The 22235-nt window shown below is 64.1% G+C and carries 17 protein-coding genes; 7 read left to right on the top strand and 10 right to left on the bottom strand.

Annotated features, from left to right (window positions below):
- Positions 1-11: 11 nt before the first annotated feature.
- Positions 12-899, top strand: a complete 888-nt coding sequence (locus tag NKJ01_RS10120) for a sigma-70 family RNA polymerase sigma factor (protein WP_352727650.1) — start codon at positions 12-14, stop codon at positions 897-899.
- Between the two features lie 33 nt (positions 900-932).
- On the opposite strand, the gene NKJ01_RS10115 is transcribed toward NKJ01_RS10120, so the two are convergent.
- Positions 933-4913, bottom strand: a complete 3981-nt coding sequence (locus tag NKJ01_RS10115) for an AsmA family protein (RefSeq protein ID WP_352727649.1) — start codon at positions 4911-4913, stop codon at positions 933-935.
- A 131-nt stretch (positions 4914-5044) separates the two neighbouring features.
- Here NKJ01_RS10115 and NKJ01_RS10110 point away from each other — a divergent pair, with 131 nt between their 5' ends.
- Entirely contained in the window at positions 5045-6016 is a 972-nt protein-coding gene (locus NKJ01_RS10110; protein ID WP_352727648.1) for a Dyp-type peroxidase, read from the top strand.
- Between the two features lie 35 nt (positions 6017-6051).
- Here NKJ01_RS10110 and NKJ01_RS10105 read toward each other — a convergent pair whose 3' ends face one another.
- Positions 6052-7467: an FAD-binding oxidoreductase gene (locus NKJ01_RS10105; RefSeq protein WP_352727647.1), complete on the bottom strand. Its 1416-nt coding sequence runs from the start codon at positions 7465-7467 to the stop codon at positions 6052-6054.
- Positions 7468-7651: 184 nt separating this feature from the next.
- On the opposite strand from NKJ01_RS10105, the gene NKJ01_RS10100 reads away from it, so the two are divergent.
- Positions 7652-8137, top strand: coding sequence for a thioesterase family protein (locus tag NKJ01_RS10100; RefSeq protein WP_352727646.1), 486 nt, complete (start codon positions 7652-7654; stop codon positions 8135-8137).
- Between the two features lie 145 nt (positions 8138-8282).
- Positions 8283-8480: a hypothetical protein gene (locus tag NKJ01_RS10095; protein WP_023757051.1), complete on the top strand. Its 198-nt coding sequence runs from the start codon at positions 8283-8285 to the stop codon at positions 8478-8480.
- A gap of 14 nt (positions 8481-8494) precedes the next feature.
- On the opposite strand, the gene NKJ01_RS10090 is transcribed toward NKJ01_RS10095, so the two are convergent.
- Complete coding sequence (locus NKJ01_RS10090) at positions 8495-8974, bottom strand: Lrp/AsnC family transcriptional regulator (protein ID WP_352727645.1); 480 nt, start codon at positions 8972-8974, stop codon at positions 8495-8497.
- 89 nt (positions 8975-9063) lie between these two features.
- Between NKJ01_RS10090 and NKJ01_RS10085 the strand changes: the two genes are divergently transcribed.
- Positions 9064-9966, top strand: a complete 903-nt coding sequence (locus tag NKJ01_RS10085; protein WP_352727644.1) for an EamA family transporter — start codon at positions 9064-9066, stop codon at positions 9964-9966.
- A gap of 3 nt (positions 9967-9969) precedes the next feature.
- On the opposite strand, the gene NKJ01_RS10080 is transcribed toward NKJ01_RS10085, so the two are convergent.
- The gene (locus NKJ01_RS10080) at positions 9970-10860 is read right to left on the bottom strand and encodes a dienelactone hydrolase family protein (RefSeq protein WP_352727643.1); all 891 of its coding nucleotides are present in this window, start codon (positions 10858-10860) and stop codon (positions 9970-9972) included.
- Positions 10861-11276: 416 nt separating this feature from the next.
- Here NKJ01_RS10080 and NKJ01_RS10075 point away from each other — a divergent pair, with 416 nt between their 5' ends.
- The gene (locus NKJ01_RS10075; protein ID WP_352727642.1) at positions 11277-11714 is read left to right on the top strand and encodes a hypothetical protein; all 438 of its coding nucleotides are present in this window, start codon (positions 11277-11279) and stop codon (positions 11712-11714) included.
- Positions 11715-11733: 19 nt separating this feature from the next.
- Here the strand turns inward: NKJ01_RS10075 and NKJ01_RS10070 are convergent, their stop codons facing one another.
- Positions 11734-14049 carry a glucose/quinate/shikimate family membrane-bound PQQ-dependent dehydrogenase gene (locus NKJ01_RS10070; RefSeq protein ID WP_352727641.1) on the bottom strand — a complete coding sequence of 772 codons (2316 nt, stop codon included), beginning with the start codon at positions 14047-14049 and terminating at the stop codon, positions 11734-11736.
- A 320-nt stretch (positions 14050-14369) separates the two neighbouring features.
- On the opposite strand from NKJ01_RS10070, the gene NKJ01_RS10065 reads away from it, so the two are divergent.
- A complete protein-coding gene (locus NKJ01_RS10065; protein WP_352727640.1) occupies positions 14370-17066 on the top strand; it encodes an ATP-dependent helicase in 2697 nt (898 codons plus the stop codon).
- Between the two features lie 164 nt (positions 17067-17230).
- Here NKJ01_RS10065 and NKJ01_RS10060 read toward each other — a convergent pair whose 3' ends face one another.
- The 5 genes from NKJ01_RS10060 to NKJ01_RS10040 form a co-directional block, all read right to left on the bottom strand.
- Positions 17231-18280, bottom strand: a complete 1050-nt coding sequence (locus tag NKJ01_RS10060; protein WP_352727639.1) for an ABC transporter permease — start codon at positions 18278-18280, stop codon at positions 17231-17233.
- Positions 18277-19074, bottom strand: coding sequence for an ATP-binding cassette domain-containing protein (locus NKJ01_RS10055; RefSeq protein ID WP_352727638.1), 798 nt, complete (start codon positions 19072-19074; stop codon positions 18277-18279). Before NKJ01_RS10055 ends, NKJ01_RS10060 begins: the two co-directional genes overlap by 4 nt.
- Positions 19075-19157: 83 nt before the next feature.
- A complete protein-coding gene (locus NKJ01_RS10050) occupies positions 19158-20171 on the bottom strand; it encodes a substrate-binding domain-containing protein (RefSeq protein ID WP_352727637.1) in 1014 nt (337 codons plus the stop codon).
- A gap of 101 nt (positions 20172-20272) precedes the next feature.
- Entirely contained in the window at positions 20273-21181 is a 909-nt protein-coding gene (locus NKJ01_RS10045; protein ID WP_352727636.1) for a sugar phosphate isomerase/epimerase family protein, read from the bottom strand.
- Complete coding sequence (locus tag NKJ01_RS10040; protein WP_352727635.1) at positions 21178-22209, bottom strand: Gfo/Idh/MocA family protein; 1032 nt, start codon at positions 22207-22209, stop codon at positions 21178-21180. Before NKJ01_RS10040 ends, NKJ01_RS10045 begins: the two co-directional genes overlap by 4 nt.
- Positions 22210-22235 lie beyond the last annotated feature (26 nt).

Genomic DNA, 22235 nt, shown 5'->3' with positions numbered 1-22235 from the left:
ACACGGTACGCATGAACATCACCATTGACGTCCAACAACGCGAAGTCTTCAGCCGCCTGTTCGGCGAACTGCGTCCAAAGCTGCACCGCTACTGCGCCCGCATGACGGGCTCAGTCATCGACGGTGAAGACGTGCTGCAGGAAACCCTGGCCAAGGCATTCGAGGCGCTGCCGAATACCGGCCCGATCGCCAATCCGGAGGGCTGGCTGTTCCGCATCGCCCACAATACGGCGCTCGACTTCCTGCGCCGGCGAGCCCGTGAAAAGTCTTTTTCCGATGAGGACCCGGACATGATCGTCGATCCGGCAAACCCCACTGCCGCCCGTCAGGCCGCGGCGGCCGGCCTTCATACCTTCATGCGCCTTCCCGTCACGCAGCGAAGCAGCGTCATCATGATGGACGTTCTGGGCTATTCACTGCAGGAGATCAGCGCCACGCTCGACACCAGCATCCCCGCCATAAAGGCGGCGCTGCATCGTGGTCGTCATCGGCTGCGCCATCTTGCGGACGAACCGGACGACCGCCCTGTTCCGAGATTGAGCGGCGCAGAGCGTCTGCTGCTCGATGCTTACATCGATCGCTTCAACGCCCGCGATTTCGACGCCGTGCGCGACATGCTGGCCGATGAGGTGCGGCTGGAACTGGTGGCAAGGACGCGGCTGAATGGTCGCCAGGAGGTCGGCACCTACTTCCACAACTATTCCCAGGTGCAGGATTGGCGTTTCGTGGCGGGCTTTATCGAGGGCAGGCCGGCAGCCCTCGTCCGCGACAGCGATGATCCAGCGGCGCGGCCATCCTATTTCATCCTGCTGGCCTGGCAGGACGGCAAACTCTTGACCGTCCGAGATTTCCGCCACGCCCGCTATGTCACCGACTGCGCCGAACTGCTCGTTCTCTGAGACTATCCCAGGACGGGAAAAGCCTCCTGCTGCCTACTGCAGCGACTTCAGCAGATTGTCGATGGTGAACGGATTGGACTTCGGCTTGGCCGGCGGCGGGTTGTCGCGAGCCTCCGGCAGCGGCGCACGCTCCACCTTCGGAGCCTGTGCGGCGTTGCGTTTAGCCTCGAGCCTTGCCTTCTCCTGCGGCGAGGCAATGCGCATCGCCTCTTCCGCCTTCTGCCGCTCCTGATCGGCCTGCGCCTTGGCGGCCTCGTCGGCAGCCTGCTGTTCGGCCGCGGCCTTCGCGTCGGCATCCGCCTTCGCCTTCGCATCCGCTTCAGCCTGGGCCTTGGCGTCGGCCTCGGCTTTCGCTTGCGCATCCGCTTCAGCCTGGGCCTTGGCGTCGGCCTCGGCTTTCGCCTGCGCATCCGCTTCGGCCTTCGCCTCAGCCTCGGCCTTAAGCCGCGCTGCTTCCTCCTGCTTGCGCAATTCCTCGGCGGCCTTGTCACGCTCATCCTGCAGCGCCGCGTAGTAGCGTACCTCGCGCCGCAGCCGCTGCTTTTCGAGCAATTCGGCCTGCATCGCCTCGACACGCTGCTGCTCCCTTTCCAGCGCGCGCTGGGTCAGGAACTGCGCCAGCGGCTCGCTGTCGAACTCTCGTTTCACCGCGCCGAGGGGCCCCTCGGCGGTGAAATTCACCGTCGGCTCGGAGCCGACCAGGGCTTCATCGCCCGGCCGATAGGCGATCGTCCCCTTGGCGGAAATCTTGCTGGTATTGAGATCGGCCTCAATGTCGGCGGACAAGGTCGCTGCCGGATTCTCGAGGTTGACCGGCGGCGCCCTGAGCATACCGCCAGCAACCGTGAAGGCGACATCGGTGTCCTTGGCGGCAAAACTGCCGTCGGCGGCGATTTCAGGCGCGAAGCCGGCGGTCTTCGCCGCATCGATATCGCGCCCGATCGCATCCGCCTTGGCGAGGAATGCACTGAACGCATCGGGATTGACGCCGGCGACCTGCAAGCCCCTCAACGCCGCCGTACCGGAGCCGGACAAGGCGGCCACCATCCCTTCGACCGATTTGCCGCTGCTTGACAGCGCCGTCGAGAAATCACCATTGCCCCTGATGCCGGCATCCGGCAGCATGGTCGCCAGATCGGCGCCGGCCAGTTTCATCTGCCCAGTGAAAAGTCCGGTGCCATCGTTGTTCTTCAGCTCGAACAGGCCGGTCAGCGCGCCACCCAGCAATTTCGCCTTGAGATCCGAAACGCGAATACCTTCCTGGTCGAGCTTGAGCGAAAAGGCGGCATCATACGCGGTGGCGAACCGACCGGCGGCAAGGGCTGCCGTCGTCAGATCGAGGTCGGCAGTGAACGGCAGGCTGGATTTCTGGCTGATCGGCGTGGCCGGCCCCGGCCCACCCTTATCGGCCCCTTCCTTGTCGGCAAGAAAGGCGGAATCGCCAAACAGCGCCACCGCCATCGGATCGAGATCAAGTTCGTCGAGCACCAGCGCTCCGGCCAGATGCGGCACGCCGTCCTTGACGTCGACATTGACGTCGCCGGACACCGCCGCTTCGTTGATGGCGCCGCTGAGTTCGTCCAGCACCAGCAGCCCGTTGCCATAATCACCCTGCGCGGAGAGCGACGTCGACATGCCAGCCCCCATGCCTGGCAGGCCGATGCCTGATGTCATCAGCCATGGTTCGATGTCGGCGGCGTCGAGGCTAAGCTTGCCCTTGGCGGCGAGGCCTTGCGGCGTATCGGCGATCGTCCCCTCGAAACCGGCCTTGAAGTCGTCACCGGCAAGGCTGAAACTCGTCGCCAGGCCGCCGCCAAGCGTGCCCTTGGCTTGGATGTCCGTGCTTGCCTCGCCCAGCATGCCAAGCGGCAGCGCCGGCAGGCCGTAGAGCGCCAGCAGCGCAGTGGCGTCAGGATTTTTGGCGTTGAAGGTCAACGCCACCGGCGCTTCGAGAAGCTTGTCCCCCGCCCCCCTTCCCGACAGCGACGCGGAAAAAGCCGACCCGCCGGCCTTCCCTTGCCCGCTCACCGCCAGGCCCGAGGTGCCATCGCCATTGTCGGCGGCACTCGCCACCAGGTCGACGCGCGCATCCTGGAACAGCTCGGGATAGGCGGCGGCACGGCTTGCCAGTCCCTTGAGCACGGCGCTGTCGGGATAATGCTGGGCGGCGACGTCGATCAGTGGCTTAAGGTCGACGGCAACCACCGAGGCGTCGAGCTTGCCGGTCGGACGTGCCGGGAAATCCTTGATCCTGCCGGTGGCGCTGATCGAGGCGCCGGCCAGCCCGCCCACCGACAGCCGGTCGATTTCGAGCAGCCCGTCGCGCAACCTCAGCGCGGTATCGACCGTGTCGGCGGTCAGCCCGCCGGCGCTGACCGGCCCTGCCTTGATCTGGAAATCGAGGTCGCGGTCGGCAAATCGATTGGCGCCCTTGTCGCTGACGAAGATCGAGGCAAAGGCCGCCAGGCCGTCGACATCGAGCTCGCCGCCTTCGAGCCGCATCAGCACCGACGGCTTGGCATCGTCAGGTTGGCTAGCATCGATGCGGCCGGAAAACTTCGCCTTGCCCAGGATCAGTTCGAGGTCACTGAAGGCCTGCCGCTTTTCCGAGAGGTCGACCTTGGCTTTGAAGCCGGCGGCGGGCAAACGGCGGACCGCCTCGTCGACGTCCTTCGACAGCCACGCTGCAAAACCCGAAGGCTGAGCCACGGCCAGCAGCAACGAGCCGTTGAAGCCGAAATGGCCCTCCACATTGAGCAAGACCTTGCCATCGGCTTCCAACCTGGTGCGACCGGGCAAGGTCGCTGCAAGCGATTTCACCGACCAGCCGCCATCGACCGGCTCGGCGGAAAGATGAACGTCGCGCACCGTGGTGTCGCCGGCCACCACCGCTGGCAGCTTGACCTCGACGGTACCGGGAATGGTCGGCTTCGGCAGATCGAGCAAAGCCTGCTCCAGCCCTGCAATGCGCTGATCCAATGTCAGGCCGGCACCAGCTTGCGCACCCACGGCCTCGTCGAGCTGCACCTGAGCGCCACTGGCTTCGATGGCAAAGCTCGGCTTTAGCCCGAGATCGACCGAGGCCTTGCCGTCGGCGGTGTAGGGATTGTCGAGCGGCCCGGTCTCGAAGCGAAATTCGTCGACGCCCAACTTCTGATGGTCGAGCGAAAACTTGCCGTTCAGGCGAAAGCCCGGATCGGGCTTGCCGCCAGAGACCTTCACCGTCTCGCCATCGGTGCCACGCAGCTCTGCGCTGTTCTTGTCGGCGCCATTCTTGTCCTGATTTGAAATCTTGAACTGGCCCGAATAGACGGCCGCCCCATTGACGATGCCGGCATTGCCGTCGGTCTCGATGACCAGCGGATAGGCATCGGGATCGGCCTTCAGCCGAAGCCGCATCTGTCCGGTGCCTTCTGCCTTGCCGGTGGAGGCCGCGACCGCGGTGCGCAATCCGTCCAGCCGAAGCGTGCCGTCCATGCGCCACGGGCCGGCCAGCGACTTGGCCGAAATGGTCGAGTTGATCTCGGACATGAGATGGCTGCGCCCGCCGGCCGCATGGCGCAGCTCGACCTGGCCTTCCGTCACCGTCAGCTTTTCGATCGAGATCTGGTTGAGATCGAACGGCGAGGACGGCCGCATCGCCCAGTCGACCGTGCCATCATTGGCGATATCGATGGTCGCTTTCGGCCGCACCAGCCGCATGTCGAAGATCAGCACTTCACCGCGCAGGAAGGGTGCGAGTTCCGCATCCATCGAAAACGTCTCGACGGTCATGGCCGGCTGGCCGTTGGGGCCGCCGGCGACGGCGACATTTGCGAAGGTCACCGACGGGAACGGCAACAGCCTGGCCGTGGCGTCGCCCCGCACGGTCACCTTGCGGCCGAGAATGGCGCTTGCCTCGCGTTCGAAATCGGCGCGGTAGCTAGTCCAGTCGACAAAATACGGCACCACCAGCGCCGCACAGAGCACCAGCACAAAAAGGCCACCGAAGGTCACGAACAGGCGAGCGAGCATCAGCTCCGAACAGGTTGATTGAAATTCTGCCGCACTCTACCCGCATCCGCGTGTCGATAAAGAGGCAATTCATCCGGTGTTGCGTGATGTCCGGTGATCTGAAACAAATCCCGGCGAAGTGGAGAATCTAGATGTCGGGCAAGAACTGGGATCGCGTGCCGATCGATGCGCAAAGTATCGACGCTCCGCTGTCGCTTTCGGCGGTCTTTCTTGTCGTCAATGTCGCCAACGAGCGGAGCGCGCTCGCCAAGGTCGCCTCCGTGCTCGGAGAACTTGATGATCTGGTGAAGAATGTCGGATTCCGTGACCTTTCGGGACGGCTTTCGTGCATTGCCGGCATCGGCCGCGATCTCTGGGATCGTCTTTCTCCAGATCGGCGGCCGCTGGAACTGAAACCGTTCGCGCCGATCAAGGGCGCTGTTCATTCGGCCCCTTCGACCGACGGCGACCTTCTTTTCCACATCCGCTCCGAACGTCCCGACATGTGCTTCGAGTTCGAGCGCATTCTGCTCGACAATCTCGGTGACGGCGTGAACGTCGTCGACGAAGTCTCGGGCTTTCGCTATTTCGATGCGCGCGACCTGCTCGGCTTCGTCGACGGCACGGCCAACCCGACCGGGCTGGATCTGCCGGCCTCAGCGCTCGTCGGCGATGAGGATGCTGACTTCGCCGGAGGCAGCTATGTCGTCGTTCAGAAATACCTGCACGATCTCCAGGCGTGGGCGCGAACCCCGACACCGCTCCAGGAAGAGATCATCGGCCGCACCAAGATCGATAACATCGAAATCGACGATGACGACGCCCCGCGCAAGTCGCACAAGTCGCTCGCCACCATCGAAGATGCCGACGGCAACGAATACGACATCCTGCGTGACAACATGCCCTTCGGCCGGCCGGGACAGCAGGAGTTCGGCACCTACTTTATCGGCTATTCCAGGTATCTCTGGGTGACCGAGAAGATGCTGCAGCGTATGTATGTCGGTGAGCCGCCGGGCGCCTACGACCGGCTGCTTGATTTCTCCACGCCGCACACCGGCACGACTTTCTTCGCGCCAACCCGCCCTATGCTGCAAACCCTTGTTCAGGGCGCACAGGAGAAGTAGGCAATCACTCGGTTCGTCGCTGGATCGGATCCCCTTCAGTCTATCCCCGGCAATATCTTGCCCGGATTCATGATGTTTTGCGGATCGAGAGCCTGCTTGATGGTGCGCATGATGTCGACGCCGTGGCCGAGTTCATGGCGCAGGAAGCCGATCTTGCCTTGGCCGATGCCGTGCTCGCCGGTGCAGGTGCCATCCATGGCGATCGCCCGCGTGTTGAGCCGCGCGACGAATTTTTCCGACTGCGCGATCTCCTTGGGATCGTTAACATCCATCAGCACCAACACGTGAAAATTACCGTCGCCGGCATGGCCGACGATCGGCGCGATCAGGCCCATCTCGGCGATATCGGCTTCGGTTTCCATGACACATTCGGCAAAGCGCGAAATCGGCACGCAGACATCGGTCGACAGGCCCTTGGCGCCCGGCCGCAGCGTCAGCGACGACCAGTAGGCGTCGTGCCTTGCCTTCCACAGTTTCGTCCGTTCCTCGGCGACGCTGGTCCACAGGAACGGCCCGCCGCCATTCTCTTCGGCGATCATGCCGAAAGTCTCGGCTTGTTCGGCCACACCGGCATCGCTGCCGTGGAACTCGACGAACAGGCACGGGCTCTCGGGATAGTCGAGCTTGGAATAGTTCTTCATCGCCCGCATCTGCAAAGCATTGACCAGTTCGATCCGCGCCACCGGGATGCCCATCTGGATCGTCGCGATGACCGCGTTGCAGGCCGCCTCGACGCTCGGAAACGGACAGACGCCGCCGGAGATCGCTTGCGGGATGCCTTGCAGCTTCAAGGTCAGCGAGGTGATGATACCGAGCGTGCCTTCCGAGCCGACCAGCAGTCGCGTCAAATCATAGCCGGCCGAGCTCTTTTTCGCGCGCTTGCCGGTCGTCACCGTCTCGCCGTCGGCCATGACGGCCGTCAGCGAAAGCACATTCTCGCGCATCGTGCCATAGCGCACAGCATTGGTGCCGGATGCGCGTGTCGCCGCCATGCCGCCAAGTGAGGCATTGGCACCGGGGTCGATCGGAAAGAACAGGCCGGTGTCGCGCAGATGCCGGTTCAGATCCTCGCGGGTGACGCCGGGCTCGACCGTGCAATCGAGATCCTGCGGATTGACCGCGAGAATGCGGTTCATGCGCGAGGTGTCGACCGATATGCCGCCGCCCGGTGCGTTGGTGTGCCCCTCCAGCGATGAACCGACGCCGAAGGCGATCACCGGCACGCGGTGCGCGGCGCAGGCGCGCACGATCTCCTGCACCTCGGCCGTCGTCTCCGGGAAAGCGACGCCGTCCGGCGCCTGCGTCGGAATATAGGTGGTGGTATGCGCGTGTTGCGAGCGGATGGCCTCGCCGGTCTGGAACCGTTCGCCGAGCCGCTGCTTGAGGATGCCGAGCACGGCAGCGATGCCTTCCTCGTTGCGTTCGACCGGGTTGAGGTCGCTCAAAGCCATGAATTCCTCCGCGAATGGACCAGCGCCCATGCTTGTTATGCGTCTATGGATGCCTAAAGCAATTCCAGGAAAAGTGCGAAGCGGTTTTCCCGGGAAACCGCGTAGCGCTTTCCCTGAGGAATTGCGTCAGAATGAAGACACTCACCGGCCACGCTCTGTCCAGCACCAGAACAAGGAAGTTTCGATGCCCATCCCCGCCCCCTTCGTCTCCAAACCCATGGACATCGAGAAGGACTGGATCGACTACAACGGCCATCTTAACATGGCTTATTACAACGTGCTGTTCGACCGCTGCTCGGACAAAGCCTTCGAAGCGATAGGCATGGGGCTGGATTACGTGAGTCAGCGGCGGCTCACCATCTACACAGCCGAAGTCCATGTCTGCTACGTGCAGGAGCTGCATCTCGGGCACAAGGTCACGGTCTCCTTCCAACTCCTCGACCATGACGACAAGCGGCTGCGGGCCTACCAGGAAATCCGCCACGTCGACGGCTGGCTCGCCGCAACCTCCGAGACGCTGTCCCTGCATGTCGACATGTCGGGGCCGAAGGTCGCACCCTTCCCAGCCGATGTGCTTGCCAAGGTCGAAGCCATGCGCGCCGCCCATTCGGCACTGCCGATGCCGGAGCGCGCCGGCCGTTCAATCGGGATTCGCCGCAAGTCCGCTTGAAGCCGCTCGGCGCCCGCGTTAACCTTACCGAGGTTTTAACGGGAACAAGCCAATTGAGCCGTTGAACGACTCAGCGGAGCGGTTGAAAACGATCGCATTGGGTTGCGATGCGGGCGGCGCGGCGAAGCCGGTTCGAGGAAAGTGCATGAAAACCGACATCAAGGTCGAAGTGGACAAGCTGGCTGCCGATCCGCGCATCACCGACTATGATTTCTGGCGCTCGCTCAAGAATGTCGACAACGAGATCTTCCATATTGCCAACAACAACGAGCCGATCCCGTTCGACATGATCCGCTGGCGCACCATCCTGAAGCGAGCCCGCCTGAAGCGCGGCCACGCATAAACGTTCCTGCTCGCTCAAACCGTACGCTTCACCGCTGCCAGTGGTGAGCGCGCCACCACCGGCGACGACTGGATGATCGCCGTATTGGTCATCGCGTAAGGGATGATGCAGTCGATCACACGCTCAAGTTCGGCCACCGAGCCGACATGCGCCAGCGCGATGAAACAATCTTCGCCGGTCACCCGGTCGCATTGCGCGATCTCAGGCAGATCGCGGATGATCTCGGCCACGACGGCCAGTTGTCCCGGTACCGGACGGATGCGCAGCCACGCCGACACCGGCAGGCCGAGTGCCGCGGGATTGATCCTGACCGAATAGGCCTCGATGACCCCGCTCTCCTGCAACCGCTTGATGCGCTCGGCCACGCTCGGCGCCGACAAGCCGACCGAGCGCGCAAGCTCCGCCGTGCTGATGCGCGCGTCCTTTTCCAGCAAGCGCAGGATTTTCATATCCGCGGCATCGAGGTCGGCGCTTTCAATCCGAAGGCGTTTCATGGAAAGATCCTTGCTTCCGTGAGGATACCGGCCGGAAAGGCCAATCATCACCCATATGAACAGGCAAAATCGCCTGCGATACTGATCCGATGGATGATCAGACGCAAGCTCCTGCGGCAGACCCCGCTGTTGCCGGCCTTCCCTTCCGCAGCCTGGCGACAGCACTGCCGCCGCATGTCTGGTTCGGCGTCAGCGCCGTCTTCCATTATCTCGGGCCGGCATTTGCCGTGCTGCTTTTCCCGCATGTCGGCGTGCTTGGCATGGCCTGGCTGCGCATCGCTACCGCCGCGCTGATCTTCGCGCCATCGACCCGTCCATGGCGAACGCTCGCCCGCGCCGATCGCTCGAGCCGGCTGCTGTTGCTGGCCTTCGGCGCCTGCCTGGCGGTGATGAACTGTTCGTTCTACCTGGCGCTCGACCGCTTGCCGATCTCGCTGGTTGCGGCGATCGAATTCGTCGGCACCATCGGTGTCGCGGTGATCGGGCTTAGGACCCCGCGCAATCTCGCCGCCCTTGCCGTTGCCGTCACCGGCACCTTGCTGCTCATCGACGTCAAATGGTCGAGTGATCCCCTTGGGCTGTTCTGGGCCTTCCTCAACGGTACTCTGTTTGTCGGCTACATCGTGCTCGGGCACCGCATCGCAGCTTCAGGCGCGGGCGGCGGCATCGCCAGTCTTGGCGCCGCCATGGCGATCGCTTTCATCATCGTGCTGCCGATCGGCTTCAGAGATGCGCTGCCGGCCTTTTTCTCACGGCCGCTGCTGCTCGCCGCCATCGGCGTCGGCATCTGCTCCTCCGTCATTCCCTACATCTGCGACCAACTCGCCATGTCGCGGCTGCCGCGCGCCAGCTTCGCGCTGATGCTGTCGCTGCTGCCGGTCACCGCGACGCTGATCGGCGTCATCGTACTGCGCCAGATTCCAAGCCTCACCGATTGCCTCGGCATTGCACTGGTGGTCGCCGGCGTCGCCTTCCACAAACCGGCTCGCTGAAAGCTACGCCAGCTTCTCCTTCAGGAAGGCGATCGTGCGTCCCCAGGCGAGATCGGCCGCTTTCTTGTCGTAGCGGGCGGCCGAGGTGTCGTTGTTGAAGGCATGGTTGGCGCCTTCATAGACATAGACCGTGTATTCGACATGCGCGGCGTCGAGCGCCTTCTTGAAGGCATCGATGCCGGCATTGATGCGCTCGTCCAGTCCGCCATAGTGCAGCAGCAAGGCCGCCTTGATCTTCGACACATCGGCGGCGTTCGGATGCAAGCCGTAATAGGCGACGGCGGCATTGAGATCTGGTGCGTTGACGGCGAGCATGTTGACCGTGCCGCCACCCCAGCAGAAGCCGACGGCACCGACCTTGCCGTTGCCGTCCTTGTCGCTCTTGAGGAAAGCGACGGTCGCCACACCATCGGCAATGGTCTGCGCCGAATCTAGCTTGGTGAACATGTCGCGCGCCTTGTCCTCATCGGCCGGAGTGCCGCCGAGCGGCGACAGAAAATCCGGCGCCAGCGCCACGAACCCTTCCAGCGCCACGCGTCGCGCCACGTCGCGGATATGCGGGTTGAGTCCCCTGTTCTCATGCGCGACGATGACCGTGCCGAGCTTGCCCGCCTGATCCGCCGGCTTGACCAGATAGCCCTTCATCTCGCCGCTGCTGCCGGGATAGCTGATGTCCTCACCCTTCACCCGCGGATCGTTGTCGGCAACGATTGCCGCCTGGGCGGAATTCGCCGCCAGAAGCGGCGCGATCGCCGCAGCCGCCGCGCCTGATCCGGCAAGCCGGGTCAGTTGCTCCATGAAGCGGCGGCGGTCGAGTGTCAGATGCGTGTACTCGTCATAGGCATCGATCATCGCCTGGGTGATGGCGGGTGTCGGGGCAGCTGATTTCGTCATGGTGCACTCCTCGGCTTCGAGCTTCGATACCTGAGCTACATAGGGACCGAGCCGGCATGATCCAGTCGAGCGCATACTCGCGGTCGCGCAGGTGAGGCCGGCAAGGCTGGCGCCGCGGGCGTCCATGTCATCACTTCTTGGCCATCGGCGATAATCCTGCTGGCGCTGCCACAATAGTGAAAGAAGCTGTCCGCTATCGATGGCACCTTGACCGGCATGCCTTCACGCGTCCCGACCCGAAAGGAGCGAGCAATGACCATGCCTCACCCGATCCTCGCCAGCACGATCGTCCTTGCCGCCGCTACGGCTCCGGCACTACTCTCGGCGGCTGTGGATGCGGGCAGACGATCTTTGGTCTGCGTCCGCCGTGACCGGAACCGCTCTACAAACGCGAAACCCAAGGTTGAGGTGAGACCATGAACGTCCAGGATATCGTCAACACCGTCTCGCAGAAAGCGGGCCTCGACCAGGCGACGACGGAGAAAGTCGTCGGCACCATCTTCTCGGTGCTCGAACATGAGGCGGAAGGCACCAGCGCCTCGGCGTTTTTCGCCAAGATCCCCGGCGCCGACGACCTCGCCCACCAGTATGATGTCATGGCCCCCGCTCCGGCTGGCGGTAGTGGCGGGTTCCTGTCGTCGTTGCAAGGCGCGCTTGGCGGGGTTCTCGGCGAAAAGGCCGGCGCGCTGGTCAACGGCCTCGCGGCGCTCAAGGCGTCCGGGCTCGATTTGGCTCAGATCCAGAAGGCCGGCGAAACGCTGGTCCAGCAAGCCGAAGCCGCCGCCGGCCCTGACCTCACCAACCGCATACTCGGATCGGTACCCAGCCTGAAAAGCCATCTGGGGCTCGGCTAGCTCATGGGTTGCGCCACCCTCACTTCGGCAGCGCGTAGGCCATCACATAGTCCCCCGGCTTGGTGCCGACCGAGCCGTGGCCGCCGGAGACTATGACCACGAACTGGCGGCCGTCGGCCACCGTATAAGTCATCGGCGTCGATTGCCCGCCGGCAGGCAGCCGTGCCTGCCACAGCTGCTTGCCCGATGTCAGGTCATAGGCGCGCAGATAGTCGTCGACCGCGGCGCCCAGGAAAGCGACGCCGCCGGCGGTGATCATCGGCCCGCCGATGCCAGGCACGCCGACCTTCAGCGGCAGCGGCAGCGGCGTCATGTCGTAGACGGTGCCGTTGCGGTGCTTGTAGGCGATGGTGCCGGTCCTGAGATCGACGCCGGCGACATAGCCCCAGGGCGGCGCCTGGCAAGGGATGCCGAGCGGCGACAGGAACGGCCCCATCACCACCGCATAGGGCGCGCCCTCGTTGCGGTTCAATCCCTGCTCGCTGCCGCGACCCTCGTCCGGCGGCGGCACCTGGTCGCGCGGAATGAGCTGCGACTTGAAGGCCAGGTAGGTCGGCATGCCGAACATCACCTGCCGGACCGGGTCGACAGCGACGCCACCCCAGTTGAAGGTGCCGAAATTGCCGGGATAGATCAGCGAGCCCTGGACGGAAGGCGGTGTGTAGCGGCCTTCATAGCGCAGGGCCTGGAATTCGATCCGGCAGGCCAGCTGGTCGAACATGGTGAGGCCCCACATGTCGGCGCCGGTAAGCGGCTTCGGATTGAAGGTAAGATCCGACACCGGCTGCGTCGGCGACGTATGGTCGCCCTCGATGGCGCCGCCGGGTGCCGGCACTTCCTTGACCGCGATCACCGGCTCGCCTGTGCGCCGGTCGAGCACGTAGAGGTCGCCCTGCTTGGTCGGCCCGACCAGCGCCGGCACCACCGTGCCGTCTGCCTTTGTGATGTCGATCAGGCTCGGCTGCGCCGGCACGTCCATGTCCCAGAGATCGTGGTGGACGGTCTGCCGCACCCAGCGCAACTGCCCGGTGTTGAGGTCGAGCGCGGTGATCGACGACGAGAACTTCTCGACATTGTCACTGCGCCCGGCGCCGAGCTGGTCCGGCGTCTGGTTGCCAAGCGGCACATAGAGCAGGCCGAGCTTCTCGTCAGCGCTCGGCGTCGACCACATGTTGGGCGAGTTGGCGGTGTAGGTCTGGCCGGCCGCCAGTGGCGTCGTCTGGTCCGGATTGCCGGAATCCCAGTTCCACAGCAGCTTGCCGGTGGCAGCGTCGTAGGCACGGATGACGCCCGACGGCTCCTGCGTCGAATAATTGTCGTTGACCGCGCCGCCGACGATGATCTTGCCGCCTGATATCAGCGGCGCCGAGGTCGAGTAATAATAGCCCGACTTCGGATAGGGCATGTTGGTCAAAAGGTTCAGCGTGCCGCCCTCTGCGAAGGCGGGGCAGATCTGCCCGTTGGCGGCATCGAGCGCGATCAGCCGGGCGTCCGAGGTCGGCAGGTAGACGCGGGCAGCACACGGCTGGCCGGCGGCGATGGCCGCATCGGCATAATAGGACACGCCGCGGCAGGTTTGGTGCTGGCGGTCCTTGTCGAGCTTGACCTTGGGATCGTAGCGCCATTTCTCCTTGCCGCTCGCGGCATCGATGGCGATGGCGAAATTGTGTGGCGTGCAGATGTAGAGCGTGTCGCCGATCTTCAGCGGCGTCACCTGATAGGTGGTCTCGCCGACGTCGTCCGGTCCCTTGACGTCGCCGGTGCGGTAGGTCCACGCGGGCTGCAGCTTGGCGACATTGTCCGGCGTGATCTGGTCGAGCGGCGAATAACGCTGGCCGAACTGCGTGCGTCCGTAATAGTGCCACTCGCCGGCCGGCACATCATTGCCGAGGTTGGCGTTCGCGATCACCTTGTCGGTGCCGAGTTCGCCGGCAATGTCTTTCGGATCTGCCGTCATCGAGTAGCCGGCGACGGCAAGCGATGCCAGCACGGCAAGAATGAGCGGCGCGCGTGCATCGGGACCGGCAAGGCCCCGTCTCGCCCGCGGCGTCAGCAGCCAAAGCGCCACCAGCACGATGATGCCGCCGCGGGGGCCCAGTTCCCACCAATCGAACCCGGTCTCCCAGACGGCCCAGGCAAGCGTGCAGAGCACGATCGCCGCGTAAAGCCACAGCGCGGTGGACCTGCGCCGGTAAAGCAGCCAGGCTGTGATCAGGAAGGCGAGGCCGACTATGATGTAATACCAGCTGCCGCCCATCGACGCCAACCAGATGCCGCCGCCGCCGAGCGCCAGGCCGATGAGCAGGAGAATGAGGGAGGTGGTGGTGACAGCCAAGATGATACTCCTTCGACTGTTGCGCGCTCTCACACGCGGCCCTGGGCAACCGGCGTTACCTTCCTGCCCTGGGCACACTTTCTCCTGCCCCGCGCGCCTGTCAAGCGCGCAGCACACGCCGAGGTAGAAATCCATCTTGCCTGCATCAGGGTTTTCCAGCAGTCTCGGCGCCGTGATAAGCGACAAGGTGCGCTCGTTCGGACATCCATCTTTCGTCGCTCTCGGTTACCGCGAGGCCTGAACGGCGATATCAGGCACTTTACCGGAACAAAACGTAGACACTTCTGGTCTTTCGCTCCCGAATCACTACATTCGGGGCAATGTCCGGCTTTTCCGAAGACATGCCTTTTTTCGACGAACCCAATGCGCGGCCTTCGGCCCCGTCGGGCATTGCCGCGCGCGCCATGGCCGCCCGCAGCGGCCACAACAATGCGCCCGACTACCTGAAGGGGCTCAACCCGGAACAGCGGCTGGCTGTGGAAACCACCGAAGGTCCGGTTCTCGTCCTGGCCGGGGCCGGCACCGGCAAGACCCGCGTCTTGACCACCCGCATCGCTCACATCCTTGCCACCGGCAAGGCCTTCCCCTCGCAGATCCTGGCGGTGACCTTCACCAACAAGGCCGCGCGCGAGATGAAGATCCGCATCGGCGTCCTGATCGGCGAAGGCAATGTCGAGGGCATGCCCTGGCTCGGCACCTTCCACTCGATTGGCGTCAAGCTGCTGCGCCGCCATGCGGAACTCGCCGGATTGAGATCCGACTTCACCATCCTCGACACTGACGATGTCGTGCGGCTGATCAAGCAATTGATCCAGGCCGAGGGCCTCGATGACAAGCGCTGGCCGGCCAAGCAGTTCGCCCAGATGATCGACGGCTGGAAGAACAAGGGGCAAGGCCCGGCCGACATCGCCGAGGGCGACGCCCGCGCCTTCGCCAACGGCAAGGGCCGCGAACTCTACAAGGCCTATCAGGCGCGGCTGCAGACGCTGAACGCCTGCGATTTCGGCGACCTTCTGTGCCACCCGATCCGCATCTTCCGCGCCAATCCGGATGTGCTGAAGGAATATCACAAGCGCTTCAAATACATCCTCGTCGACGAGTATCAGGACACCAACACTGCCCAGTACATGTGGCTGCGGCTTTTGGCGCAGCGGCCGCAGTCCTCCCCCCTCGAGGGGGAGGTGCCCGCGAAGCGGGCGGAGGGGGTCGCCGCAGAAGGCACCTCCAGAACGTCGAGCACTGCCGCGAGGACCCCACCCGACCGGGCTTCGCCCGGCCACCCTCCCCTCAAGGGGGAGGGATATCAGCGCAGCGCCACCGTAAACATCTGCTGCGTCGGCGACGACGACCAATCCATCTATGGCTGGCGCGGGGCCGAGGTCGACAACATCCTGCGCTTCGACAAGGATTTTCCCGGCGCCACCATCATCCGGCTGGAGCGAAACTACCGCTCGACCGCGCACATCCTTGGTGCCGCCTCCCATCTTATCGCCCACAATGAGGGCCGCTTCGGCAAGACGCTGTTCACCGACCGCGACGAGCCGGAGGACGGCAAGGTGCATGTCCACGCCGCCTGGGATTCCGAGGAGGAAGCCCGCGCCGTCGGCGAGACCATCGAGGCCTACCAGCGCCAAAAGCACAATCTCAACGACATGGCGATCCTGGTCCGCGCCTCCTTCCAGATGCGCGAGTTTGAGGACCGCTTCGTCACGCTCGGCCTCAACTACCGTGTCATTGGCGGCCCGCGCTTCTACGAGCGCATGGAAATCCGCGATGCGCTGGCCTTCTTCCGCGTGGTGGCGCAGGGTGCCGACGACCTCGCCTTCGAACGCATCGTCAACGTGCCGAAGCGCGGCCTGGGCGAAGCCACTATCCGGCAGATCCACGACACCGCCCGGGCGCTCCGCATCCCGATGCTGGAAGCCGCGGCAAAACTCGCCGAAAGCGACGAGTTGAAGCCGAAGCCGCGCGCGGCATTGCGCGAAGTGGCCGCCAATTTCGAGCGCTGGCAGAAGGCGCTGGAAACCACGCCGCACACCGAACTCGCCGAGACCATTCTCGAAGAGAGCGGCTACACTGACATGTGGAAGAACGACCGCTCGGTCGAAGCGCCCGGCCGGCTGGAGAACCTGAAGGAGCTGATCCGCTCGATGGAGGAGTACGAATCGCTGCGCTCCTTCCTCGAGCATGTCGCGCTGGTCATGGACGCCGAGCAGAATGCCGAGCTTGACGCCGTCAACATCATGACGCTGCATTCGGCCAAGGGCCTCGAATTCGAGACCGTCTTCCTGCCCGGCTGGGAGGAAGGCCTGTTCCCGCACCAGCGCGCGCTCGATGAAGGCGGCCGCTCCGGGCTGGAGGAAGAGCGGCGGCTCGCCTATGTCGGCCTGACGCGCGCCAAGAAGAACCTGCATCTGTGGTTCGTTTCCAACCGCCGCATCCACGGCCTGTGGCAATCGACGATCCCATCGCGCTTTCTCGAAGAATTGCCGAACGCCCATGTCGAGGTCGCCGAAAGCGGCAACTCCTATGGCGGCTATGGCAATTCCTATGGCGGCGGTTCTTTTGCCTCCGGCCGCGGCGGCCAAGGCGCGGGAAGACAAAACCCCTATGGCGCCTCGCGCTTCGACAATGTCGGCGCCGACACCGAAAAATCCGGCGCCTTCTCCAACACCTATGCGACGCCGGGCTGGCAGCGCGCGCAGGCCAACCGCACCGAGGCGACCGATCGCAACTGGGGCTCGCGCTCCGGCCATCAGGTCGAACGCATCGGCTATGGCGAAACGGACTCCGGCTACGGCGCTGGCCGCACCTCGGTCAAGGGCCGCACCATCGACGGCGAGCTGGTAGCCAAGTCCGTCGCCGACAAGCCGTCCGCCTTCAGTGTCGGCGACCGCGTCTTCCACCAGAAATTCGGCAACGGCAACATTTCCGCTATCGAAGGCAACAAGCTGACCATCGACTTCGACAAGGCCGGCCAGAAACGCGTGCTGGACGGGTTCGTCGCGGCGGTGTGAGCGTCCGCTTGCCCCATCGTCCTACCATTCTCTGGCGGAAGCCCCCATCTTCGTCATCCACGGGCGGAGCAGGAGCGAAGCGACGTCGCGGAGACCCGAGGATGACGAAATGATGCGCGTCTGCGCCAATCGTCAGGCTTGCTGTCCGCCAACGAAACAGCCCCTCACCTATACCGCGCCTGGTTCCACTTATGGCCGAGCAGTGACAGGATGATGATCAGGCCGTTGAAGAACTGGACATAAAAGCCGCTCAGGCCCGCCGCGACGACGCCGGTCTGGATGAAGGACACGGTGACCGCGCCGATCGCGCCGCCGACCACGGTGCCGATGCCGCCCCAGGTCGGCGTGCCGCCGACGAACACCGATGCCAGCACCGGCAGCAGATAGCCGTCGCCGGCTGTCGGCCACCAGGTGAAGTTGATCATCACTGAAAAGGTCCCCGCGATCGCCGCTCCGATGCCGACGAAGACGAACACTTTCACCCGCACGCGCTTGACGTCGATGCCCATCTGCTGGGCGCTGTCGGGGTTGTCGCCGACTACTCTCACCTGCGCGCCGAAGCGATGGCGGTTGTAGAGCATCGCCGACAGCACGACAAAGGCGATGGCCCAGAATATCTGCACCGGAATGCCCATGAGCTCGCCGGAGAAGATCGTGTAGGCCCAGCTGTCGGCAAGGCTGGTCAGCGCCATCGACTTGCCCTCGTTGATGATCTGGATCAGGCCGCGCAGCAGGAAATTCATGCCAAGCGTGGCGATCAGCGACGACAGACCGCCATAGACCACCAGCGAACCGACGAGGAAACCAAGCAGCAAGCCGGTGATCAGCGCCGCAATGATACCGAGGAACGGATCGTAGCCGGCCTGCACGACCAGCGCGAAGACCCAGGAAGCAAAACCCATCGTCGCCGGAAACGACAGGTCGATCTCGCCGCAAGTGACGACGAAGACCAGCGGCACGACCACGAACAGCGCCACCGGCAGCGTCGTCAGCACTGAACGGTAGAGATACCAGGTGGTGAAGACAGTCGGGTTGGCGACCATGAACACCGCCATCATGATGATGAACACGCCGAGCGTGCCAAGCGAAGCGCGGTTGTCGAGGATGAACCCCCGCATCCAGTGATCGGATGGGTGCTTCCACTCCTTCTGGGGACTGGGGCGAGGAATGCCGGCCGCCGGTTCGTGCAGATCGGGTTCCATGGTCTTGCTCATCGTGCTCTCTGCTCCGCGTCGCCGGCATCGTGCAGTCCGGCCAATCCGCCCGGGTGTGCCACGTCTTCCATGAAGTTGATGAGGTCTTCGGCCGATTTGACCTCGCTCCGATCGGCGGTCAGCGCCACCTTGCCGCGGTCCATCACCACGAAGCGGTCGGCAATGTCGAAGACATGGTGGATGTTGTGGCCGATGAACAGGATCGAGCGGCCGCTCGCCCGCACCTGGCGCACGAAATGGAAGACCTTGGCGGTCTCGGTCAGCGACAGCGCCGTCGTCGGCTCGTCAAGGATGATCAGCTCCGCCTGTTTGTAGATGGCGCGTGCGATCGCCACGCCCTGGCGTTCGCCTCCCGACAGCTGTCCGACGATCGAGTGCGGCGTGAACACTTTCGAGGTGAAGCCGATCTCGCGCATCAGCCGGCTCGCTTCCTCGATCTCCTTGTTGACCTTCAAAAAGCCCATGAATCCGGTGAGTTCGCGGCCCATGAAGATGTTGCGCACGATCGTCTGCTGGACGGCGAGCGCCCGGTCCTGGAACACCGTCTCGATACCGGCATCGCGCGAGCGTGCCGCACTCCATCCGGTCACCGGCTTGCCGCGCACCAGGATTTCGCCGCTGGTCGGTTTGACCACGCCCGACAGTATCTTGATCAGCGTCGACTTGCCGGCGCCATTGTCGCCAATCAGGCCGACCACCTCGCCGCGGTCGACGCTGAGATTAACCCCGCCCAGCGCATAGACCTGACCGTAGGATTTGCTGATGTCGCGCAGTTCGATGATCCGTTCGGCCATGGCGATCCTCACTTGGTTGTCTCTTGCCGGCTTTGCCAGCGGTCCCGGGGGCCCGACTTGATCCCGGCGCACGGCTTGGGAGGTCAGCGCAGCGCCTGCTTGGCAAGCTCGGCGACGATCTCGTAATTGTCGGGCGTGACGAAACCGGCACCGGTGTCGACATTCATTGGCGCCAGACCGAGCACCACCTGCTGGCAGAGGCTGAGGATCGGCAGATAGCCTTGCAGGAACGGCTGCTGGTCGGCCGTCAGCTGCACCCAGCCGCCCTTGAAACCTTCGACGATCTGAGGGCTGGTGTCGAAGCCGAAGTTGAAGATTTCACCCGCCTTGCGTCCCGCCGCCTGCATGTATGTCGGAACATTGCCGAGCATCTGCCCGCCGGGATAGCCGACCGCCTTGACATCGGGATTGTTGAGCAGGGCCGCGGTGATCACCGGGATCGCCAGATTGGGGTCGGACGCCCATTCGCCGCTCGGCGGCGAAGACAGCTGGATGACCTTCACGCCGGCCTCCTTGAGCGCTGCGACCGTGCCACGCTCGCGCGCGCCGCGGTTCTCGTTGTCGAATGGGCCGATCATGATCGCCTTGTCGCCGGCCTTGAGCTTGCCCAGCTTGAACGCCTCGGCGCCGAGCGCGCGGCCCTGTTGCTCCTGCTGGGCGCCGATATAGCCGCCGCCGAACGCCGCCGTCACCGTCGGCACTGGCACATTCTGGTACATCATCTTGATGCCGTCCTTATGCGCCTGTTCGGCGAGCGGCATGATCGACGCATCTCCCGGATGACCCATCATGGCGATGCCGTTGGGCTTGACCGCGACCGCTTCACGCAATTGCTGCACCATCTTTTCGATGTCCCAACCGGAGAAGATGTAGTCGACCTTCGGCCCGAGATCGGCCGCCGCCTGCTTGGCGCCATTGTAGACGATGGTGCCGAAAGCGTCGCCCTCGGCGCCGCCGACAAAGAAACGGATGTGGACATCCTTGCACCATTGGGCGTCGAGCGCCTGTGCGGGCAAGGTGGAAATTGTGGCGCAAAGCGCCGTGGCGGCAGCCACGACGGTCGAGCGCAGAAGTGTCTTTCTCTTCGCGATGCTCATGCACTTATCCTCCCTTTTGTCCTCGCAATCCGAGGGTTTTCAACATTCGTTCCGGCAGTATCCAGCAGACTTTCCGGCTGGCTCCCCCCGCCGGTCTGCTCTCACACCGGATTCGGCAGGTAGCTGGCGCCTCCCCGGCATTGCTTCAGATATTCCAGCGCCCGCACCTGCCCGGTGATCTCAAGATCGCCGCGATAGACCGGATCGTGCCAGCCCTCGATGTCGATGGCGCCCTTGTAGCCGGCCAGCCGCAATTCGCTGATCACCCGCGTCCAGTCGCTGTCGCCGAAGCCCGGCGTGCGCATCTGCACGAACGGCAGCCGGCCGAACACGCCATGCTCGCGGATGACATCCCAGCGCACCGTCGCGTCCTTGCCATGGACGTGGAAGATGCGCGGCGCCCATTTGCGGATCTGCGGCATCGGATCGATCAAATAGACAAGCTGGTGGCAGGGCTCCCATTCGAGACCCAGATTGTCGTCGGGCACTTCGTTGAACATCAGCTCCCAGGCGTCGGGATTGTGGGCGATGTTCCAGTCTCCTTGAGCCCAGTTGCCATCCATCGCGCAATTCTCGAAAGCGATGCGCACGCCCTTGTCGGCGGCGCGCCTGGCCAGCGGTCCCCAGACCTCTTTGAAGCGCGGCAGGCTGTCGGTCAGCGGCTTGCCGCGCAAGCGGCCGGTAAATCCGCTGACCATCGACGTGCCGAACAGATGCGCGTTGTCGATCGCCGTTTCCCAAGCCTGGAGCACGCCGCGGTCGACATCGCCGCTCTCGAGCGGATTGCCGAACACGCCGAGCGAGGACACGGTGACATCGGCATCGCCGATCGTCTCTCGGATCTGTCCGGCAAGGCGCGGCAAGTCCTTGCCGCCCAGCGTCTGCCAGAAGAAGGGCTGGATGCTCTCGAAACCGAGCGGCAGGATTGCCTTGATGTAGGCCGCCGGGTCGTCGAGGTTGGCCCGCACCATGGTGCCGATCCTGATGTCGAGAAGCGGGTTTAGCGTCATTGTGGGTCCTCTGCGATCGTCACCCGGCGGCCGGTTTCGGCGCTCTCGATGGCGCCAAAAACCATGGCCAGGCTCTTGATGTTATCGGCGCCGCGCGTCTCCGGCTCGGTGCCGGTCTCGATGGCGCGGATGAAATCCTGGATGATGCCGAGATGGCCGCCGACGCGGTCGGCGGGATCGAGCGGCGGCACGTTGATTGGCTGGGTTTTGTCGAAAAGGCCGTCGCGGCCCGGCGCCACGACCTCTGCCTGTAGCACGTCATGACCGTCCCAAATGAGGCTGCCGCGCTCGGCAACGATGCGCCAGCTGCCCTCCCAGCTTGTGCGTAAACCGGCGCCGCACCATGAGCCGGCATAGGTGAACAGTCTGCCACCGCCGAGATCGAAGACCGCGCTGGCCGACGATCCCTGCCGGTACCAGGAATTGGCCGGCTCCCATTCCTGGCAATAGACGCCGGCCGGCTCGCCGGCGACCATGTAGCGGGCGGCATCGAAAGTGTGGATCGCCATGTCGAGCAGCAGGACATGAGCCATTTCTTCGCGAAAGCCGCCGAAATGCGGCGCGACGAAGAAGTCGGCATGAATGCTGGTGGCGGCACCAATGGCGCCGGAGTCCAGGAACCTCCGGATGCGCCTGACATTGGCGACATAGCGGCGGTTCTGGACGACGGCATGGATGCGCCCCGCCTGGCGAGCGGCCTTGACGATGGCCCGCGCATTCTCAGGAGTGTCGGCGAGCGGCTTTTCCGTCAACAGATGGCAATGATGGGCAAAGGCGGAAAGCGCGACCTGTCGCCGGGCGGCGGGAACCACCACGTCGAATACCGCGTCGGGCCGGGTCTGGTCGAGCACGGCGTCGAGATCGGTTCCAATGACGGCACCGGTGAGATCGTATTCGTGCGCCCTCGCTCGCGCCCTGTCGGCATCGAGGTCGACAAGGCCGACGATAGCCAGCTGGTCGATCTGCCGCGCGGCATCGAGCCAGGCCTTGCTCATGGCTCCGCAACCGACCAGGACGACATTGACCATCCAGTACTCCTCCCTCTCGGTCCCTC

The organism is Mesorhizobium sp. M0276, assembly GCF_040321755.1.
Taxonomy (GTDB): domain Bacteria; phylum Pseudomonadota; class Alphaproteobacteria; order Rhizobiales; family Rhizobiaceae; genus Mesorhizobium.
Note: the sequence above shows the minus strand (reverse complement) of the source record. Positions and strands in the feature narration are given on the sequence as shown.

What these genes read in the sequence shown, in the direction of transcription:
- NKJ01_RS10045 (WP_352727636.1), bottom strand. Translation starts at nt 21,181, where the DNA reads ATGACGCTAAACCCGCTTCTCGACATCAGGATCGGCACCATGGTGCGG.
- NKJ01_RS10040 (WP_352727635.1), bottom strand. Translation starts at nt 22,209, where the DNA reads ATGGTCAATGTCGTCCTGGTCGGTTGCGGAGCCATGAGCAAGGCCTGG.
- NKJ01_RS10090 (WP_352727645.1), bottom strand. Translation starts at nt 8,974, where the DNA reads ATGAAACGCCTTCGGATTGAAAGCGCCGACCTCGATGCCGCGGATATG.
- NKJ01_RS10105 (WP_352727647.1), bottom strand. Translation starts at nt 7,467, where the DNA reads ATGGCTTTGAGCGACCTCAACCCGGTCGAACGCAACGAGGAAGGCATC.
- NKJ01_RS10110 (WP_352727648.1), top strand. Translation starts at nt 5,045, where the DNA reads ATGTCGGGCAAGAACTGGGATCGCGTGCCGATCGATGCGCAAAGTATC.
- NKJ01_RS10065 (WP_352727640.1), top strand. Translation starts at nt 14,370, where the DNA reads ATGTCCGGCTTTTCCGAAGACATGCCTTTTTTCGACGAACCCAATGCG.
- NKJ01_RS10055 (WP_352727638.1), bottom strand. Translation starts at nt 19,074, where the DNA reads ATGGCCGAACGGATCATCGAACTGCGCGACATCAGCAAATCCTACGGT.
- NKJ01_RS10075 (WP_352727642.1), top strand. Translation starts at nt 11,277, where the DNA reads ATGAACGTCCAGGATATCGTCAACACCGTCTCGCAGAAAGCGGGCCTC.
- NKJ01_RS10050 (WP_352727637.1), bottom strand. Translation starts at nt 20,171, where the DNA reads ATGAGCATCGCGAAGAGAAAGACACTTCTGCGCTCGACCGTCGTGGCT.
- NKJ01_RS10115 (WP_352727649.1), bottom strand. Translation starts at nt 4,913, where the DNA reads ATGCTCGCTCGCCTGTTCGTGACCTTCGGTGGCCTTTTTGTGCTGGTG.
- NKJ01_RS10085 (WP_352727644.1), top strand. Translation starts at nt 9,064, where the DNA reads ATGGATGATCAGACGCAAGCTCCTGCGGCAGACCCCGCTGTTGCCGGC.
- NKJ01_RS10080 (WP_352727643.1), bottom strand. Translation starts at nt 10,860, where the DNA reads ATGACGAAATCAGCTGCCCCGACACCCGCCATCACCCAGGCGATGATC.
- NKJ01_RS10120 (WP_352727650.1), top strand. Translation starts at nt 12, where the DNA reads ATGAACATCACCATTGACGTCCAACAACGCGAAGTCTTCAGCCGCCTG.
- NKJ01_RS10060 (WP_352727639.1), bottom strand. Translation starts at nt 18,280, where the DNA reads ATGAGCAAGACCATGGAACCCGATCTGCACGAACCGGCGGCCGGCATT.
- NKJ01_RS10100 (WP_352727646.1), top strand. Translation starts at nt 7,652, where the DNA reads ATGCCCATCCCCGCCCCCTTCGTCTCCAAACCCATGGACATCGAGAAG.
- NKJ01_RS10095 (WP_023757051.1), top strand. Translation starts at nt 8,283, where the DNA reads ATGAAAACCGACATCAAGGTCGAAGTGGACAAGCTGGCTGCCGATCCG.